Consider the following 14,800-nt stretch of genomic DNA (forward strand, 5'->3'; position numbering starts at 1 on the left):
GGGTGCCTGCAACCCATCGTCTCGGCGAGCGACCGGTGGCGTCAGCGACCTCGGCGGGAGCTGCCGGCGCGCGATCCTGCGGAGAACGCGGCGGCACCGGCGGGACGGGCGGCCGACCCGGGGGTCGTCGTGGTGTAGCTCTTCGGGCCGCCCGAGCCGGCGCGGGACCTGGAGCGGCCGGAGCCTCGCGAGCCGCCGGCCGGCTGGCCGGCACCCGTTTGGCTTGACCGCTTGCCGGTCGCCGGCTGAGCGGATCCTGAAGCGCGCCGACGGCGATTGCCTCGGCCAGATCCACTACCGCCGGAACCCGCGACACGTTCCGTCTGAAGCGGCCTGGCCGGCGGCTCGACGTACGTGCGCTCGCCCGGAGCCAGCTCGGTCAGCAGCGGGTCGCCGGTGGTGAGCTTGGTGACCGTCGCGGCGATCCCGGCCTTGCGGGTCAGGTCGCGCACGTCGCGGACTTGATCGTCTGTCATCAGCGTGACGACGGTGCCCTCGGCGCCGGCGCGCGCCGTACGGCCGGAGCGGTGCAGGTACGCCTTGTGCTCGATCGGCGGGTCGGCGTGGATCACGAGCGTCACCCCGTCGACGTGGATGCCGCGGGCCGCGATATCGGTCGCGACGAGCGTCTTCGCAGTACCGTCCGAGAAGGCCTCGAGGTTGCGGGTCCGGGCACCTTGGGACAGGTTCCCGTGCAGCTCGACGGCCGGCACGCCTTGGGCGATCAGCTTCTTCGTCAGCGACTTGGCGCCGTACTTCGTCCGCGTGAACACCAGCGAACGCCCAGGCGCCGCCGTCAGATCGACCAGCACCGGGAGCCGGGTGTCCGGCTGCACGTGCAGCACGTGGTGGGTCATCTTGGCGACCGGCGAACGCGCCGAGTCGACGCTGTGCGTGACCGGGTTGGTCATGAAGCGCCGTACGAGAACGTCGACGCCGGCGTCCAGCGTGGCCGAGAACAGCAGCCGCTGGGCCGTGGCCGGAGTGGCCTCGAGGATCCGGCGTACGGCGGGAAGGAACCCGAGGTCAGCCATGTGGTCGGCCTCGTCGAGCACGGTGATCTCCACCGCGCCCAGCTTCGCGTGACCGGCCTGGATGTGGTCCTCGAGCCGGCCCGGGCAGGCGACGACGATATCGGCGCCCTTGCGCAGGCCATTGATCTGCGGGCCGTGTCCGACACCGCCGAAGATCGTCATCGAACGCAGGCCGAGCGTGTCCGCGAGCGGCGTGATCGACGCCTGGATCTGCGTGGCCAGCTCGCGGGTCGGCGCGAGGATCAGAGCGCGCGGCTGGTTGGGCCGGCGCTTGGTCCCGCTTGCGGCGAGGCGTGCGAGGACGGGCAGTACGAACGCGTAGGTCTTGCCGGAGCCGGTCCGGCCGCGACCGAGAACATCCTTGCCGGCCAGGGAATCCGGCAACGTCGCCGCCTGGATCGGGAACGGCTTGGTCACACCGGACGCATCCAGCGCGGCAACGAGCGGAGCCGGCACGCCGAGCTCCGCGAACGTACGGTTGTCAGGGGCAACCTCCGCCGCCACAAGGTTGTCAGAAGCAACAGTCTCGTTGTCTTCAGCAACTACAGGCTGCGCGGTCGACTCGTTGTTGCGCGCGGCACCTGTACGGCGCCGGCGGCGCGGTCGCGTGGACGCGGCAGGGCCCTGCGTGGTCGCGCTGGTGTTGCGGCGCGGGGAGGTGGATTGCGTGGGCGTGGTTGTAGACGTGGGGCGGCGGGCCGCCATAGAAGTACTCCAAAAGTCGGGGGTCGTCCTGCCCGGCGCGGCCTGGTGGGCCGCGGCGCGTGGTGGTCGACTGCTGGCGCAAAGTAGTTGCGCTCACCGGCCCGAGGCAGAACTGGGCGGGCCGTCGTCACTAGTCTACGTCACCGAAGGTCGAGATCCCGCCGGATATACACAGGACCCTCGTCACACCGTTAGGTTCTGCATGTGACGACAGAGTTCCGGGCCGACCCACCCACAGCCGCCGACGAGCGCACGCTCCTGCAGGGATTCCTCGACTTCCACCGCGGCACGCTGCTCTGGAAGGTCTCCGGACTGACCGGCGAACAACTGGTCCAACGCGCTGTCGATCCGTCGAGCATGTCGCTGATCGGGCTGGTCAGACACCTGAGCGAGGTCGAGAAGTACTGGTTCCACCGGGCACTCGCCGGCCACGACTCACCCCCGAAGCACTGGACCGCCGAACACCCCGACGGCGACTTCGACCTGGCCGACCCCACCCAAGCCGAACAAGACGTCGAAGACTTCCGCGCTCTCGTGAAGACATCGGACGCCCTGGCAGCCGGTTACTCCCTGGACGACACCTTCATCCGCCCCGGCCACGACGGCCCGTACTCCGTCCGCTACCTCTACATCCACATGATCGAGGAATACGCCCGCCACAACGGCCACGCCGACCTCCTCCGCGAACGCGTAGACGGCAGCACCGGCGAATAACCGCAGCCCCCGGACCAGCCCCCGCGTGCTCCGCAGCCACCCCGCACGGACCTGCCCCGCGTGCTCCGCAGCCGCTCTCCTCGTCGCTACGCTCCTCACCGCGACAGCTCCGCGCACCCCCCCGGCTCAGCGCGTGCATCCCTTCCGGCTGCCGCCGGACCTTGTCGGCTATCGCCGACGACTTGCGGCTGCCGCCGCGGGTGAAGACCGCACGGACCGGGGCGATGTGAATCACCCTGCGCTGACGCGTCCCGGGGTGGGGCACCGGGCCCAGCCCTTTGGGGGTGGGAAGCACGCAGGACTTATCCTCAGTCCCCGCCGCCGCACCCGCCCCCGCAGGCCGCCCCGCAGCCCGCCCCACGCAGCCCGACCCAGCCACCAGTCACGAAGTACGCGGGGGTTACCCACAAGCCCTCGCCCACGGTCCGCGCCAGCCAGTGCGACCACCTCGCAGTTACGCGCGCCGGCAGCCCGCAACACCCCGGCGGCGGTCGGAAACAGCAGCGGCAGCCGCAGGTCGTCGGCGATAGCCGACAAGATCCGGCGCCAGCCGGAAAGGATGCGCCGGCCGCAGCCGGGGGGACGGGTTGCGCGCGGAGCGGTCGCGCCGAGGAGCGCAGCGACGCGAGGCGGTCGCGAAGCACGCGGGGGACTCCTCCGCAGTACGCGGAGATCTTCTACGGCTTGATCGAGTGGATGAGACCCAGCAGGTCGGCGACCACCCCGCGGACACCCGGGATGCGGGTTAGACGAAGGAGACGGTCTACCAGGGGGACGGCTCGGTTGATCAGTGTGCGTGTTCGGCGTACGTCCTCGCTTGAGTCGTGGACCCAGAACAGGACGACGCCCATCTGCAACAGCCACAGCAACTCAGGGAGCTCGGCCCGCAGGTCCGCTGGCACCTTAAGGTCCGACCCCTCGACCACCCGGCGGAAGATCTCGACAGCCGCGTCCCTCGCCGGGCGTGACTCATCACTAAAGGGAGATAGCGGGCTCTTAGGATCGGCCGCCGTCTTGAAGAACGTGCCGGCGAACTCGTGGTACGGCGCGGCTACCTCCAGCCAAGTCCGCAGTACACCAGTCATCCGCGGCACGAACGCCTTCTCGGACGCCAGAAGCTCCTCGACGGCTTCGCGGTGCTGGTCCTGGAGCAGGTCGTAGTACGCCTGCATCAGGTGGTCCTTGGAGCCGTAGTAGTAATACGCGTTGCCCACCGAGACCCCGGCCTCGGTGGCGATCGCGCGCATCGTGGTCTTGCCGTACCCCTGCTCCCGGAACAGCCGTAGCGCCGTCGACAGGATCAGTTCGCGCGTCTGTTCACCCTTCGCGGTCGCACTGTCCGTCACATCCGTCAGCGTAGTCACCTCCACTCAACCGCCGCAGTCCCGCGGCTGCTTGCACCATCGCTCGCGCCACCGGTCGCATCGCCGGACTCGCCAGTCGTACGGCGGTGTGCCTGTGCTCCCCCGTTGCCCACAGGCACACGATCCAGGCGCGATCGCCGACGTACACGGATCCGTCGTCGGCGACCACCGTCACCTCGCGCAGCGTCGCGTCGTGATCCAGACCGGGGTAGAGCGCCCGCGCATCCGTCGACCCCGCCGCAACGAACCGCAGGCGCACGACACCGCCCTCCCCGTTCGACGCCGGTCGCTGCGCCGCCAGCCAGTCCTTGAACCGGCGGCACAGTCCGCAGTGGGCGTCGTACAGCACCGTCAACTCGCGCACGATCCGCGCAGCCTTCAGTACCCGTACCGCGGTTCGCCCACCGGCTGCACGGTGTCGTTGGGCGGCACGGGCGGGGTCGTCTGCAGCTCGAGGCGGCTGCGGGTGCGGATCTTGTTGAAGATCCAGACGTTGGTCAGATGCACGGCCCCGAGCACCAGCATCACGATCCCGAGCTTCACGCTGAGCTGCTCGAACACCCCGCGCGCGTCCACCACCACGCTCCCACCGCGCAGGAACAGCGTCACGAACCCGAGGTTGATCAGGTAGAACCCGACCACGAGCAGCCGGTTCACCGCGTCGGCGAAGTCCTCGTTGCCGTGGAACACGTCGACCAGGAAGATCCGCCCGTTCCGGCTCAGCGTCCGCGCCACCCAGATCGTCAGCGGCACCGCAATGGCCAGGTAGACCAAGTACGTCGTCACCGTCATGTCCATCTCATCCCCACTCTTCTTGAACACGTTCAAATTCCGACAACCCGACCGTACGCCGTCTTTTTGAACATGTTCAAGTCGATGATCACGTGACGTGGATCTCCCCTGAGGCAGGATGGCGACATGACGACCTGGGTCTTCGAAGGAACCGTGCTCCCGTCCGGCGACACCGCGCGCGTCACGTTCGGCCCGGGCCAGATCGGCGAGGTGCTGCCCGGCCGGTACGGCGTTCCCGGTCTGGTCGACTCGCATTGCCACCTGACCATGGCCCCCGGCGCGAACGGCCCCGTGCTGCGCGGCGCGGACTTCGCGGCGGAGCGGCTCGGCGAGCTGGCCGGCGCCGGCGTGAGCGTTGTCCGGGATGTCGGCGGCAACCGCGAGGTCACGCTCGAGCTGGCGCGCACGCCCGACGACAGCCGGCCGCTCGTCCTCGCGGCCGGCCGGTTCCTCGCGCCGAAGGGCTGCTACTTCCCGCAGGCGCACGAGCCGGTCGCTCCCGAGGACCTGCTCGCGGCGGTCGAGGCCGAGATCGCCGACGGCGCCACCTGGCTGAAGCTGGTCGGCGACTTCCCCGAGGTGGGTCCGGACGGCCCGATCCGCGGCAGCAAGGTCAGTCCGACGTACGGTCTGGACGTGGTTGAGGCCATGATCGAGCTGGCCCACTCCCGCGACGCCCGGGTCGCGGCACACGTCAACACCGACCACGTCAGCGACCTGATCCGGGTCGGCATCGACTCGGTCGAACACGGTACGGCGCTCACCGAGCGGGACCTGGAAACCCTCGGCGCCCGCGGCGGCGGGTGGACCCCGACGCTGTGCGCCTCGGTCAGCCCGAGCCCCGACGAGACCCCCGAGCAGACGGCTCGCCGCCGAGCCCGCTCCGAGTACCTGGCGTCGATCCTGCCGCTCGCCGAGCAGTACGGCGTCCGTGTGCTGACCGGATCCGATGTGGTCGGCACGGTCGCGGGCGAGATCGACCTGCTGGTGAAGCACGGGCTGTCCGTCGAGCAGGCCCTCACCGCAGCCTCCACCGGCGCGCAGGACTTCCTCGGTCTAACCGGCGCGGGCAACCTCGTCACGTACGACGCCGACCCGCGCGAGCACCCCGAAGTACTGGCGACGCCGGCTTCCGTCGTACTGAACAACCGCCGGATCTCATGAAGGAGAAGGACCTCGACCGCTGGGTCGACCGGTACCGGAAGGCGTGGGAGAGCAACGATCCCGCGGATATCGCCGCGCTCTGGACCGAGGACGCCGCCTGGTACCGGCGTCCGGACGAGGCGCCGGTGCTCGGGCGGGATGCGATCGTGGCGGCCTGGCTCGATGTCGCGGACGGTCCGGGCGAGACGGATTTCGAGTACCAGGTGCTCGGGTTCGGCGACGGGGCCGGATTCGTGCGCGGCTGGACGACGTACCTGACCAATCCACCGGCCGAGTTCAGCAACCTGTGGGTGATCCGGCTGGACCGGGACCGGGCGCACGAGTTCACCGAATGGTGGATGGAGAAGCCGCTCTGAGCTACCCTGCCGGGTAGGCACTCAGGGTGCCACCGGTCCGCGGGAAGGGCTCAGCCCACCTGACATGAGCACGGTTGTGGCAGTTGTTCACCTCCTTTCTCGCCTGACGACGCGGACAGCGGGCTCGTAGAGAGGAGGTCGGTGATGCCGACCCGAAATCTTCCGGACGACCCACACCTCGAACACCTTCGCAAGCAGGCCAAAGCGCTGCTCAAGGGTGTCCGCGCCGGGGACCGCGAGGCGATCGCGATCGCGGACGAGTTCCATCCCGTGCACACGCTGGCGGACGCGCAGCTGGTCGTTGCCCGCAGCTACGGATTCCCCAGCTGGCCAAGGATCGTGCGGCACCTGGAGTTGGTGGACAAGTACAGCCGGTCACCGCATCGGCAGTCCGTCGGCGGCCCGCTCAACACCCCGGAGCAACGAGCCGACGAGTTCCTCCGCCTGGCGACGTTGCACTACGGGCAGGACGATCCGGCGCGGCAACGATCCGCACGTGATCTCCTCGAGCAGTTCCCAGAGATTGCCCAAAGCAACATTTATACGAAGGTCGTTGCCGGCGACATCGACGGCGTGCGCGCGGATCTCTCCAAAGCAGCGCAAGAGGGCGGACCGTTCGACTGGGAACCGTTGCTCTACCTCGCTTACAGCCGCCTGGACGCACCCAATCAGGTCGAGATCGCGCGTCTCCTTCTCGAGAATGGCGCCGACCCCAACGCCGGATACCTCTGGCAGGGACTCCCGTCACCCTTCACCGCGATCACGGGAGTCTTCGGTCGTGGCGAAGGTGACCAACCACCGCACCACAACCGCGTCGAACTGGCTCGCGTGCTGCTCGACGCCGGCGCTGACCCGAACGACAGCCAGACCATGTACAACTGCGGCCCCGGTTGTCCCCCGCCGTACGACGATGTGCATCTGGAGCTGCTGATCGAGTACGGACTGGGCCGCGGCGACGGCGGCCCGTGGCACGAACGGATGACGACCGCACACCCGACTCCCCAGCAATTGATGGAGGACGAGCTGGTGTTCGCGTCCTGGGCCGGTCTGCTGCACCGGGCCGAACTAGTGCTTGCCCAAGGCACCGATCCCGAAGGCACTGGCACGAGGCATCCGGTGTACGGCGGCAGTCGACCGTACGTTCTGGCCGCGGTGCAAGGCCATGCGGAGATCGCGGAAATGCTCCGAGCGCGTGGTGCGGCGCCGCTGGACGAGATCGAGGAGGTGTACGCCGCGGCGATGCGTGGCGAGACACCGGACATCGACGCCGATCTTGCCGCGCGGGCCGTGAAGCGCCAACGTCATCTGCCCGTTCGAGCCGCCGAGATCGGCCGTACCGAGGCGCTGGAACCGTTGCAGCGACTCGGGTTCGATCTGAATCGGATCTCGGGCGGATCGGCGCCGATCCACCGCGCGGCGCTCAACGGTCACCTGGACACGGTCAAGAAGCTGATCGAGCTAGGCGCGGACCCGGAACTACGCGATCCCAACTACGACGGGAGTGCGCTCGGCTGGGCGGAGCACAACCACCAGCAGGCGGTGATCGACTACCTCAAGGGCTTACCGCAAGGAACAGGAACGCGCTGAACACCGCGAGGTGAACGGCACCCTGGAGCAGCGTGGCGCGCCCGGTCGCGAGAGTCAGCATCGCGGTCACGACCGTCAGTGCGAACAGCACCATCTCCTTGCCGCCGAGCCCGAGGACGAGCGGTCCGCTCAACCAGATGGACGCGACAGCGATCGCGGGGATCGTCAGTCCGATGCTCGCGAGCGCTGAGCCGAGCGCCAGGTTGACGCTGGTCTGGAGGCGGTTCCGCAGTGCCGCGCGTACTGCGGCAACCGTCTCCGGCAGCAGCACCAGCAGCGCGATCACGACACCGACCACGGCCAGCGGCGCGCCGGCCGACTCGACCGCGGACTCGAGCCTCGGCGAAACAGTCTTGGCCAGACCAACGACCGCGATCAAACAGACGAACAGCAAGCCGAGGCTGAGCAGCGCGGTCTTGCCGCTCGGCGCCGCCGCGTGATCGTCCTCGTCGGCGACGTCGCTGTCCTCGTCGGCGCGCACGGGAAGGAAGTAGTCCCGGTGCCGGATCGTCTGGATGAACACGAAGACGCCGTACAGCACCAGCGACGTCACACCCGCGAACGCGAGCTGCGCCGAGCTGAACCGCGGCCCCGGCGCACTGGTCGTGAACGTCGGCAGCACCAGGCTCAGCGTCACGAGCGCAGTCATCACGGTCAGCGCGGAGTACGACGCCTGCACGCGGAACTCCTGCACGCGGTGCCGCAGCGAGCCGACAACGAGTGCCAGACCGAGGATCCCGTTGCAGGTGATCATCACCGCGGCGAACACGGTGTCGCGAGCCAGTGACGCAGCCTTCTCCCCACCCGACGCCATCAGTGTGACGATCAGCGCGACCTCGATGATCGTCACGGCGAGCGCGAGGATCAGCGTGCCGTACGGTTCGCCGACACGATGTGCGACAACCTCGGCGTGATGGACGGCGGCGATCACCGCAGCCCCGAGACCGAGGCATACGAGGGTCAACAAGAACGGACTCAGGTCGCGATGCCAGGTCACCAGCAGGTCAACGAAAGCGAGCAGCGGCACGGCCAAGGTCCAGCGCGGCAGCCGTCGGATCCAGGAGATTCTCATCCCCAGGCAGTCTATCGGGAATCCCCTTGGCATCCGGGGAACATCGGGTGATGCTTCTCCCAATGACTGTGCAGATCAGGAACGCAACCGATGCCGACTGGGCGGCCATCTGGCCGTTCTTCCACGAGATCGTGACGGCGCGCGAGACGTATACGTACGACCCCCACGTCAGCGAGGAAGATGCCCGGGCGATGTGGATGTCGCCAATGGATTTCCCGCTCGGCCGGACGACGGTCGCGGTCGATGCCGACGGCACCGTTCTCGGTACTGCGAACATGTACCCGAACCGGCCTGGTCCCGGCGCGCATGTCTCCAGCGCGAGCTTCATGGTCGACGGCAAGGCGCGCGGCAAGGGCGTCGGCCGGCTGCTGTGCGAGGACATGATCGAGTGGGCCGGGCGATCCGGGTTCCGCTCGATCCAGTTCAACGCGGTCGTGGAGACGAACGAACCCGCCGTACATCTCTGGCAGTCCCTCGGCTTCCGCATCGCCGGCACCGTTCCCGAGGCTTTCGACCACCCCAGACTCGGGTACGTCGGTCTCCACGTCATGTACCGTCCCTTGCCATGAGTCGTGCTCGCCGGATGTGGAAGGCGCTTGAGCCGTATCACGCGATCACGTACTTCTCGCCGGAGACGCGGAAGGCGACCGACGCGCTCGGGCTGAAGGGCGGCTGGATGAGCTACTTCGGCTGCCGGGCCGCGCCGCTCGGCACGGTCGGGCCGGAGGTCGTCGCCGCGACGTTCTACAACTTCCACCCGGCGATGGTCGCCCGCTCCCTGCCGGACGCGTGGGCCTACGCGACCCCGGAACAACTCCTCGACGCGCGCCTGACGGCAGTGGACAACGCCGTACGCCGACTGTTCCCGGACGAGCCGCCATACCAAACCGTATGGTCTGGTGAGGCCGTCAAGCGAGCAGCCGAGCTGGCTCGACGGGCGGCTGAACTCGCGCCGGTTGCCGGGCGCCCGATCGCGGCGGCCAATGCCGCGCTGGAGTGGCCGGACGAGCCGCATCTCGTGCTGTGGCACGCGACCACGATCCTGCGGGAGTCGCGCGGCGACGGGCACGTCGCGGCGCTGGTCGCAGCCGAGCTCAGTCCGTGTCAGGCATTGGTGACGATCTCCGCTGCGGGCGGGCCGTCCAAGGAGGTGTTCCAGCTCAACCGCCGGTGGAGCGACGAGGAGTGGGCTGTCGCCTCCGACGATCTGCGCAGCCGCGGACTGCTCGACGCCGACGGCGCGCTCACCGGCTCCGGACGAGCCCTGCGGCAGGAGGTCGAAGACACGACAGATGCGCTGGCCGATCAGGGTTGGCGCGCGCTGGGTGACGAGCACGCCGGCGAGTTGCATGACGTCGTACGGCCGATGAGCGCCGTACTGATGTCGGCCGGGCTGATCCCGGCAGACAATCCGATGGCTATGCGCTGGGACTGATCCGGTCAGCCAGCGTCCGGAGCGACTGAGCGAGCTGCTCACCGGTCGGCGCGCTGTCCGGATCGAACATGCCCTGCGCGACCACCCCGAGCAGCAACGCCTGCAGGAGTGAACCGATCGCCTGGACCTCGGCAGGGTCGGCGTCCGGATCGACGCCGCCGAACATGTGCGCCAGCCCTTCGCGCGCCTCGCCCTGCATCTTCGTCAACTCCGCGACCAGCTCGGGCATGCTCGCGCCGAGGCTGAGGACCTCGAACTGCGTCGCCCACAACGCCTTCAGTCGCGGGTTGGACAGGCTGTCGATGATCTGACCCCACGTCGCGACGAACTGCTCATGCGGTCCGGCCGCAACCGCCGCACGCTCATCACCGCCCGAGCCCGCCGCGCCGCCCGCGCCGCTCGAGCCCCCCGCGCCGCTCGAGCCCCCCGCGCCGCCTGCGCCCGCCGCGCCCGCCACCTCGGTTGCCCACTCGTCGGTGAGCAGCGCGCGCAGCGCCTCGTTGAGCAGCGTCTCCTTGGACCCGAAGTGGTAACCGATCGCCGCCAGGCTCACCCCGGCCGCGGTCGCGATGTCGCGCGCCGTCGTCCGGCTGTAGCCCTTCTCCAGCAGACACGCCTTCGCGCCCTCGACCAGCGCCTCGCGGTTACCCATGCCAGAACCCTAACACATTCGTCTCACACGAACGTCTTGCACATTTGTCTAAGACCGTCGTACAGTCGTGGCACACCGACAACTTCTGGAGGGGTTCCGATGACGACAGTTCTGATTTCCGGCGCGAGTGTGGCGGGTCCGGCCCTGGCGTACTGGCTGCAGCGGTACGGCTTCACCACCACCGTGGTCGAGCGCGCTCCGGCACCGCGGGCCGGCGGGTACGCGGTCGACTTCCGCGGCGCCTCGATGAAGGTGCTCGAGCGGATGGGCATCCTGGACGCGGTCCGGGCCAAGGCGACCGACATGGGCGACATCACCTACGTGAACGAGCAGGGCAAGCGCGTCGCGAGCACTCCGCCGAGCGCACTCAGCGGCGAGTTGGAGATCCTCCGCGGCGACCTGGTCGAGATCCTGTACTCACGGACCGCCGACACGACCGAATACCTGTTCGGCGACTCGATCGCCTCCTTGACCGACGACGGTTCGGGCGTCGACGTCGTCTTCGAGAGCGGCCTGACCCGGCGGTTCGACCTGGTCATCGGCGCGGACGGGCAGCACTCGAACGTACGCCGGATCGCGTTCGGGCCGGAGTCGTCGTACACACACGACCTCGGCTACTACGTCTCGGTCAGCACGGTCGCCAACCACCTGAACCTGGATCACACCGGGCAGATCCTGAATGTCCCGGCAAGACCGTCGGCACGTACAGCGCACGCAACAACACCGAGGCGAAGGCGCTGTTCTACTTCACCGCCAAGGACAAGCTGGACTACGACCGGCGCGACCCGGAATCCCAGAAGGCGATCATCGACGAGCAGTTCGCCGGCATCGGCTGGGAGGTGCCGACGCTACTGGCGGGGATGCGGCAGGCGCCAGACTTCTACTTCGACTCGATCACCCAGATCAAGCTGGACAGCTACTCCCGTGGCAGAGTGGCGCTGGTCGGCGACGCCGGGTACTGCGCCTCGTCGCTGTCAGGCATGGGCACGAGTCTCGCGATCGTGGGCGCGTACGTCCTCGCCGGTGAGCTGCACGCGGCCGACGGCGACCACGTGCGAGCCTTCGCGGAGTACGACGTACGCATGAAGGGCTTTGTCGCCGCGTGCCAGAAGCTGGCCCACGAGGGAGCGATGTGGTTCATCCCGGGCAGCAAGTGGTTCATGAAGCTGCGCAACCTGACCTTGCGGATGATGCCGTACCTGCCGTGGCGGAAGGTGATCGAGCAGGCGCCGTTGAAGGTCGGCAACGCGATCGAGCTCACGACGTACGAAGTGTCGTCGTCCGAAGGCCTTCCTGTGCAGCCCGCAACACCGCGTCCGTGAGCGCGTCCAGGATGCCGGACTCGAGCTTCCAGTGCTGCCAGTACAACGGCACGTCGATGTACTTGCCTGGGGCAACTTCCATCAGGCGGCCGGCGGCGAGCTCGGATCCTGCGAGCTGGTCCTCGATCATCCCCCAGCCGAGCCCGATCCGGACCGCCTCGTGGAACGGCGCGGACGCCGGGATCGCGTGCGAGGGAGGATCCAGCTTCCGCCGGGTCACCTTGCGCAGCAGCCGATGCTGCAGCACGTCCTTCTCGTTGAACACGACCATCGGGGCCTCGGCAAGTGCCTCCGGCAACGGTCTCCCGGTCAGCCAGCGCTCGGCGTACTCCGGGGTGGCGAGCGGGAGGTACCGCATCTTCCCGAGCGGTACGACGCGACAGCCCTGCACCGGCCGCGGATCGGCGGTGACCGCGGCCAGGACCGTACCGTTGCGGAGGTACTCCGCCGAGTGCTCCTCGTCCTCCTGGTGCACCAGGAACCGGGCGTTGTGCGTACGGGACAGGTCCAGCATCGCGGGCAGGAACCAGTTGTTGAGCGAGTCCGCGTTCACCGCGAGCGGGATGCGCTGCGCGTCGACCGTACCGCGGACAGCGGCGATCGCCTCGAGCTCCAGCAGCGACACCTGGCGGGCCAGCCGGAGCAACGCCTCACCCGCCGCGGTCGGCCGGGCCGGCTTGCCGCGCATCACCACGACCTGACCGAGGCGGCTCTCCAAGGCCTTGATCCGTTGGCTGATCGCGGACGGCGTGACGCGCAAACGCCGGGCCGCCGCGTCGAAGCTGCCCTCGTCGACGACGGCCACGAACGTCTCGAGCTGCACGGAGTCGAACTGCATGATGAAGCAATCCTAATGGTGCGTCAGAATCTTTAGCTGGTTTGAAGCCCCACAACTGCCTACCGTCGAAGACATGCCCCTCTTCGCCGGATTCGCCACGTCGATTTCCCTGATCGTCGCGATCGGCGCCCAGAACGCTTTCGTACTCCGCCAGGGCCTGCGCCGCGAACACGTCCTCCCGGTCGTCCTGACCTGCGCACTCTCCGACGCACTCCTGATCTCCAGCGGCATCCTCGGCCTCGGCGCCCTCCTCACCCGCAGCCAACTCGCCCTCGACATCGCCAAGTTCGGCGGCGCCGCCTTCCTCTACACGTACGCCGCCCTGGCCGCCAAGCGTGCCTTCAACCCCGGCGCGATCACCCCCGCCGACCACGCCCCCGCCGCCCTCCGCAGCGTCGTACTCACCTGTCTGGGCTTCACGTACCTCAACCCGCACGTCTACCTGGACACCGTCGTCCTCCTAGGCTCCCTCGCCAACCAACGAGGCACCGACGGCCGCTGGCTCTACGGCCTAGGCGCCGTAGCCGCCAGCTTCACCTGGTTCTTCGCCCTAGGCTTCTTCTCCACCAAACTGACCACCCTCTTCGCCCGCCCCCGAGCCTGGCAATTCCTGGACTCCGCCATAGCCCTCATCATCACCACCCTGGCAACCTGGATGCTCCTCGCCTGATATCCACAGGCCACAATCACAGTTGGTCGCCACCCGCACTCTCGGATAAACTGTGAGTAGCAAGACCAGCCCCTCTGCCCACTCGGGCACGGGCTGGTCGTCTTTTCCGAGGGATTCACGTGACTTCCTACGCCAAGCCACATCTGTCCTTCGATGCCCAGGTCCAGCTACTTCAGAGCAGAGGCATGGTCATCGACGATCCTGCCACTGCGGCGCAGTTGTTGAGCGCGATCGGCTACTACCGGCTGAGCGGCTACTGGTACCCGTACCGTCGCCAGCTCGGCGCGAGGCAACGCGACGATCAGTTCGTTGCGGGCACGAACTTCACCACTGTCGTCCGCCTGTACGACGCCGACCGGCGACTCAAACTGCACGTCCTCGATGCGATCGAGCGGGTTGAGATCGCGCTTCGAGTCATGATCGGATTCACCCTGGGGAAGCGCGGCGCCTATGCCCACCTCGACCGGACCAACCTCGACGGTCAGTTCACCCAGTCCAACGGCGGGCGGCGGAGCAAGTACGACAACTGGGTTGCCAAGGTACTGGACACCCAGGGCCGATCCTCGGAGGACTTCGTCGTGCACTTTCAGCAGAAGTACGACGGCCGCCTGCCCGTGTGGGTGGTCACCGAGATCCTGGACTTCGGCTCAACGGCGCATCTGTACCGCGGTCTCAAGGCCGCTGACCGCAACTCCATCGCACGCGAGCTCGACATCGTGGATCAGTTCGGGCAGGGCAATGGACACACGCTGGGCAACTGGCTGCGGGTGCTGAACTACGTCCGCAATATCTGCGCACATCACTCCCGGCTGTGGAACCGGCACATGGTCAACAAGATCGGGGCACGGCAACTAGCGAGCATCCCCGATCTCCGGCACCTCAGCGAACCGGAGGTGTCCCATCACAGGATCTACTCCACGCTGTGCGTTCTGGCGTTTCTGTTGGAGCGGGTCGGGCGAGGGGATTGGGTAGTCGGGCTTCGAGAGTTGGTGGGGGTAGAGATGCCTGGGTGCGGACGGAGTCTGTCGGAGATGGGGTTCCCGGTGGGATGGGATGGACGTTGGCCGTGGATGTGACGGTGTTGTGTGATGCGGT

General features: G+C 68.0%; 17 protein-coding genes. 10 read left to right on the plus strand and 7 right to left on the minus strand.

The annotated features are described in order from the left end of the window. Positions 1–41 precede the first annotated feature (41 nt). Complete coding sequence (locus ACQPYH_RS43590; RefSeq protein WP_432884298.1) at positions 42–1,739, minus strand: DEAD/DEAH box helicase; 1,698 nt, start codon at positions 1,737–1,739, stop codon at positions 42–44. Positions 1,740–1,943: 204 nt separating this feature from the next. Between ACQPYH_RS43590 and ACQPYH_RS43595 the strand changes: the two genes are divergently transcribed. Beyond that, positions 1,944–2,453 carry a DinB family protein gene (locus tag ACQPYH_RS43595; RefSeq protein WP_432884300.1) on the plus strand — a complete coding sequence of 170 codons (510 nt, stop codon included), beginning with the start codon at positions 1,944–1,946 and terminating at the stop codon, positions 2,451–2,453. A gap of 677 nt (positions 2,454–3,130) precedes the next feature. Here the strand turns inward: ACQPYH_RS43595 and ACQPYH_RS43600 are convergent. The 3 genes from ACQPYH_RS43600 to ACQPYH_RS43610 are packed head-to-tail and all read right to left on the minus strand — an operon-like array spanning position 3,131 to position 4,609. Further along, positions 3,131–3,799 carry a TetR family transcriptional regulator gene (locus tag ACQPYH_RS43600; protein ID WP_432884302.1) on the minus strand — a complete coding sequence of 223 codons (669 nt, stop codon included), beginning with the start codon at positions 3,797–3,799 and terminating at the stop codon, positions 3,131–3,133. Beyond that, positions 3,771–4,181, minus strand: coding sequence for a thiol-disulfide oxidoreductase DCC family protein (locus tag ACQPYH_RS43605; RefSeq protein ID WP_432884305.1), 411 nt, complete (start codon positions 4,179–4,181; stop codon positions 3,771–3,773). The genes ACQPYH_RS43600 and ACQPYH_RS43605 overlap by 29 nt, the downstream gene beginning before the upstream one ends. 14 nt (positions 4,182–4,195) lie before the next feature. Continuing rightward, entirely contained in the window at positions 4,196–4,609 is a 414-nt protein-coding gene (locus tag ACQPYH_RS43610; RefSeq protein WP_432884307.1) for a hypothetical protein, read from the minus strand. 126 nt (positions 4,610–4,735) lie between these two features. Between ACQPYH_RS43610 and ACQPYH_RS43615 the strand changes: the two genes are divergently transcribed. The 3 genes from ACQPYH_RS43615 (at position 4,736) to ACQPYH_RS43625 (ending at position 7,716) form a co-directional block, all read left to right on the plus strand. After that, a complete protein-coding gene (locus tag ACQPYH_RS43615; RefSeq protein WP_432884310.1) occupies positions 4,736–5,773 on the plus strand; it encodes an amidohydrolase family protein in 1,038 nt (345 codons plus the stop codon). Continuing rightward, a complete protein-coding gene (locus ACQPYH_RS43620) occupies positions 5,770–6,129 on the plus strand; it encodes a YybH family protein (protein WP_432884313.1) in 360 nt (119 codons plus the stop codon). Before ACQPYH_RS43615 ends, ACQPYH_RS43620 begins: the two co-directional genes overlap by 4 nt. Before the next feature lie 144 nt (positions 6,130–6,273). Next, on the plus strand, positions 6,274–7,716 hold the full coding sequence (locus tag ACQPYH_RS43625; RefSeq protein ID WP_432884315.1) for an ankyrin repeat domain-containing protein: 1,443 nt from the start codon (positions 6,274–6,276) through the stop codon (positions 7,714–7,716). Here ACQPYH_RS43625 and ACQPYH_RS43630 read toward each other — a convergent pair. Continuing rightward, positions 7,682–8,788, minus strand: a complete 1,107-nt coding sequence (locus ACQPYH_RS43630; protein WP_432884317.1) for a calcium:proton antiporter — start codon at positions 8,786–8,788, stop codon at positions 7,682–7,684. The two genes, ACQPYH_RS43625 and ACQPYH_RS43630, sit on opposite strands and share 35 nt — an antisense overlap. Positions 8,789–8,850: 62 nt before the next feature. Here ACQPYH_RS43630 and ACQPYH_RS43635 point away from each other — a divergent pair, with 62 nt between their 5' ends. Together ACQPYH_RS43635 and ACQPYH_RS43640 are read left to right on the plus strand one after the other, a co-directional pair. Next, the gene (locus ACQPYH_RS43635; RefSeq protein WP_432884320.1) at positions 8,851–9,357 is read left to right on the plus strand and encodes an N-acetyltransferase family protein; all 507 of its coding nucleotides are present in this window, start codon (positions 8,851–8,853) and stop codon (positions 9,355–9,357) included. Next, the gene (locus ACQPYH_RS43640; RefSeq protein ID WP_432884323.1) at positions 9,354–10,223 is read left to right on the plus strand and encodes an SCO6745 family protein; all 870 of its coding nucleotides are present in this window, start codon (positions 9,354–9,356) and stop codon (positions 10,221–10,223) included. Before ACQPYH_RS43635 ends, ACQPYH_RS43640 begins: the two co-directional genes overlap by 4 nt. Here the strand turns inward: ACQPYH_RS43640 and ACQPYH_RS43645 are convergent. After that, positions 10,207–10,875 carry a TetR/AcrR family transcriptional regulator gene (locus tag ACQPYH_RS43645; RefSeq protein WP_432884325.1) on the minus strand — a complete coding sequence of 223 codons (669 nt, stop codon included), beginning with the start codon at positions 10,873–10,875 and terminating at the stop codon, positions 10,207–10,209. The genes ACQPYH_RS43640 and ACQPYH_RS43645 overlap by 17 nt on opposite strands. A gap of 99 nt (positions 10,876–10,974) precedes the next feature. Here ACQPYH_RS43645 and ACQPYH_RS43650 point away from each other — a divergent pair, with 99 nt between their 5' ends. Both ACQPYH_RS43650 and ACQPYH_RS43655 read left to right on the plus strand, forming a co-directional pair. Further along, a complete protein-coding gene (locus ACQPYH_RS43650) occupies positions 10,975–11,961 on the plus strand; it encodes an FAD-dependent monooxygenase (protein WP_432884328.1) in 987 nt (328 codons plus the stop codon). Further along, on the plus strand, positions 11,877–12,197 hold the full coding sequence (locus ACQPYH_RS43655) for a hypothetical protein (protein WP_432884330.1): 321 nt from the start codon (positions 11,877–11,879) through the stop codon (positions 12,195–12,197). Before ACQPYH_RS43650 ends, ACQPYH_RS43655 begins: the two co-directional genes overlap by 85 nt. Here ACQPYH_RS43655 and ACQPYH_RS43660 read toward each other — a convergent pair. Beyond that, positions 12,133–13,035 (minus strand): LysR family transcriptional regulator ArgP, encoded by a 903-nt coding sequence (locus tag ACQPYH_RS43660; protein ID WP_432884332.1) that lies wholly within the window; start codon positions 13,033–13,035, stop codon positions 12,133–12,135. The genes ACQPYH_RS43655 and ACQPYH_RS43660 overlap by 65 nt on opposite strands. Positions 13,036–13,108: 73 nt before the next feature. On the opposite strand from ACQPYH_RS43660, the gene ACQPYH_RS43665 reads away from it, so the two are divergent. Continuing rightward, complete coding sequence (locus ACQPYH_RS43665; protein WP_432884335.1) at positions 13,109–13,705, plus strand: LysE/ArgO family amino acid transporter; 597 nt, start codon at positions 13,109–13,111, stop codon at positions 13,703–13,705. Positions 13,706–13,890: 185 nt separating this feature from the next. Then, positions 13,891–14,781 (plus strand): Abi family protein, encoded by an 891-nt coding sequence (locus tag ACQPYH_RS43670; RefSeq protein WP_432884338.1) that lies wholly within the window; start codon positions 13,891–13,893, stop codon positions 14,779–14,781. The last annotated feature ends 19 nt before the right edge of the window (positions 14,782–14,800 follow it).

The sequence above is a fragment of the Kribbella sp. CA-245084 genome (assembly GCF_050942355.1).
In the GTDB taxonomy this organism is placed as follows: Bacteria; Actinomycetota; Actinomycetes; order Propionibacteriales; family Kribbellaceae; genus Kribbella.

Bases quoted from the DNA above. Each gene is read 5' to 3' on its own strand.
- ACQPYH_RS43590 (WP_432884298.1), bottom strand. From the start codon at position 1,739: ATGGCGGCCCGCCGCCCCACGTCTACAACCACGCCCACGCAATCCACC.
- ACQPYH_RS43610 (WP_432884307.1), bottom strand. From the start codon at position 4,609: ATGACGGTGACGACGTACTTGGTCTACCTGGCCATTGCGGTGCCGCTG.
- ACQPYH_RS43615 (WP_432884310.1), top strand. From the start codon at position 4,736: ATGACGACCTGGGTCTTCGAAGGAACCGTGCTCCCGTCCGGCGACACC.
- ACQPYH_RS43620 (WP_432884313.1), top strand. From the start codon at position 5,770: ATGAAGGAGAAGGACCTCGACCGCTGGGTCGACCGGTACCGGAAGGCG.
- ACQPYH_RS43625 (WP_432884315.1), top strand. From the start codon at position 6,274: ATGCCGACCCGAAATCTTCCGGACGACCCACACCTCGAACACCTTCGC.
- ACQPYH_RS43630 (WP_432884317.1), bottom strand. From the start codon at position 8,788: ATGAGAATCTCCTGGATCCGACGGCTGCCGCGCTGGACCTTGGCCGTG.
- ACQPYH_RS43635 (WP_432884320.1), top strand. From the start codon at position 8,851: ATGACTGTGCAGATCAGGAACGCAACCGATGCCGACTGGGCGGCCATC.
- ACQPYH_RS43640 (WP_432884323.1), top strand. From the start codon at position 9,354: ATGAGTCGTGCTCGCCGGATGTGGAAGGCGCTTGAGCCGTATCACGCG.
- ACQPYH_RS43645 (WP_432884325.1), bottom strand. From the start codon at position 10,875: ATGGGTAACCGCGAGGCGCTGGTCGAGGGCGCGAAGGCGTGTCTGCTG.
- ACQPYH_RS43650 (WP_432884328.1), top strand. From the start codon at position 10,975: ATGACGACAGTTCTGATTTCCGGCGCGAGTGTGGCGGGTCCGGCCCTG.
- ACQPYH_RS43660 (WP_432884332.1), bottom strand. From the start codon at position 13,035: ATGCAGTTCGACTCCGTGCAGCTCGAGACGTTCGTGGCCGTCGTCGAC.
- ACQPYH_RS43665 (WP_432884335.1), top strand. From the start codon at position 13,109: ATGCCCCTCTTCGCCGGATTCGCCACGTCGATTTCCCTGATCGTCGCG.
- ACQPYH_RS43670 (WP_432884338.1), top strand. From the start codon at position 13,891: ATGGTCATCGACGATCCTGCCACTGCGGCGCAGTTGTTGAGCGCGATC.